This is a genomic window from Pseudoalteromonas sp. MMG013 (assembly GCF_018100885.1).
Lineage (GTDB): Bacteria > Pseudomonadota > Gammaproteobacteria > Enterobacterales > Alteromonadaceae > Pseudoalteromonas > Pseudoalteromonas aurantia.
Map to the genome: position 1 here is coordinate 1 of NZ_JAGJEE010000068.1, position 2,046 is coordinate 2,046.

Sequence of the window (2,046 nt, forward strand, 5' to 3'; positions counted from 1 at the left end):
CATTCATTATTTTTCAACTTTAGAAACATACAGATATACACACCAAAAACTCACAAGTTACCCACAAAACACTGTGCATAACTAAAAAAACAACCATACTTTAAAGCACCAAATGTAAGTATGTAATGCCTTACACGACATTATTGAAGCATCATAAAGCTGGGACTTATAAAAACCCCCGTCTGAGCGGGGGTTTTTATAAATTCATAATTTTACTAACGTACAAAAACATGTGTTGTTTGACTAGCCACCAAACTTGTTATATTTGTATCTTTATACATTCCACCAGTATATGCATAAATATTTGAGTAATTTAACATTGTGTAGTCAGTCCCAGATGTAGAACAACCACTCGCCTCATGCCAATATAATTTTAAGCGATGTTCTCCTGACTGATTAGGTGCCTCTCCCAGCGTATCTTGTAAAGGCATGCAGCTCGCTGTGTTTAACACTGCAATATCAGCAATTGCATAGCTACCCGTAGCCGGTGCTATCGCCATTAATTCTTGCGTCGTACTTTTATACTTAAGCCATTGCTCATCGGTTAAATGATAATTATCATCAAAACTTGTAATATTCTGAGTCTCTGAAAAATAATTGATAATATTTGGGTAAGCACTATAGTCGACGGTAGTCACGTATCTCACCCCCATCAATGTCCAGCCTCCTCCTTTCGTTTCCATATCACAATAAGTTGTAAACTCAGGCATATTACCGAGACCATCCACATCTAGCTTATAAAAACCGGATGCTGCACTTGTATTTCTATCTAGCACCGCTTTACAACTTACTGGGGCAGGCTCTGGATGAACATTTTTGTTTGCTCTAATAGAGACGGTGTCATTCCCTCGTTTAGTAACGCTCTGTGCAAATAAATGACCTTCCACGTCAAGTACATTCACTACCTCTGTAACATGGGTTGTTTCTGCATCCTTCGATTGTTCCTCTTCCAAAAGTAATTCATGTGTATTAAATTTAACGGCATTATGATCTACGTGTATCTGATCAATTTTATACTTAACACCAGAATCCAACTCACCCTCTTTGTTAGGCGCGTATACTGCCAAGTAAACAAGAGTTTGAGACATTTGAGTATTTGCCTCTTGCTTAAGTTCTTGATATTGGATTTGAGCATCAAAATCTAACTGAGTAACATTACTCACCCTAGATGTATAAGGGAAAACGCCATTTTCTGATTGAGCGCTTAAAAATAAATATGGGGTTTGTGGCATTTTTTGTGTGAATGCAATTGTTTTAGACGTAGTGCCTAAGTCAACACTCCCCACCTCCCAAATTGAACCATCTAATAACTCATGTCGTCCTTTTGATAATGTGAAACTTGACGACGTTTCATTCGCATGTGTCCCATCTAAATATTCCCACTCGCGAAAACGAATAGTCACTGTACCATCCAAGTTATCTTTAACTGATACCACACCTGAATCTGTATCATTAAGACTGACAACCCCCGTTATGACCACTTGTGAGTCTAACTGGTTTTTAATAACACCTTGCTCATTAATAGTGTGCTCTTGTAATTCAAATGCTTGTAATGACAATGAGCTAAGAACTGCGAGATTTAGTAAAGTTTTTTTGAACATATCCATATCATCCTGATAAAAATAAATAATTGTAATTCAGCTAGTTAATAAAAAACATGCTGATAATAATTTTATGTAAACAGGTACAAAAGATCTAGACTTATTTCAATGCGATGACCGCGACCCCTTTTAATAGCCCAGCAAGCCCTTGCTTATACAATGTGCATTTCACATTTAAGTCTATAGAAATACATTATGTTAATAATACATAATTGAAAAAGCATAATAGCGGTTTGAATGTAAAGTATGGACAACATTACTTTTTACCACGTAGGAACTCACCCAAGGAGCTGGTTCAAACGCAAATATTAAGTTTAATTGTAGAAATAAAATCCAGAGATAACTTAGTTAAAAGTAATGTATAAAATAAAAACGACTAAGGAAGAAATGGTATTTTTATAGTGATAGGATTAAATAAATAAATTGATAATTAGATACTTTATAG

The 2,046-nt window shown here is 35.5% G+C and carries 1 protein-coding gene; it reads right to left on the reverse strand.

All coding sequences use genetic code 11. The features are described 5' to 3' along the window. Positions 1–215: 215 nt before the first annotated feature. A complete protein-coding gene (locus tag J8L98_RS24310; protein WP_210998638.1) occupies positions 216–1,601 on the reverse strand; it encodes a fibrinogen-like YCDxxxxGGGW domain-containing protein in 1,386 nt (461 codons plus the stop codon). Between the last annotated feature and the right edge of the window lie 445 nt (positions 1,602–2,046).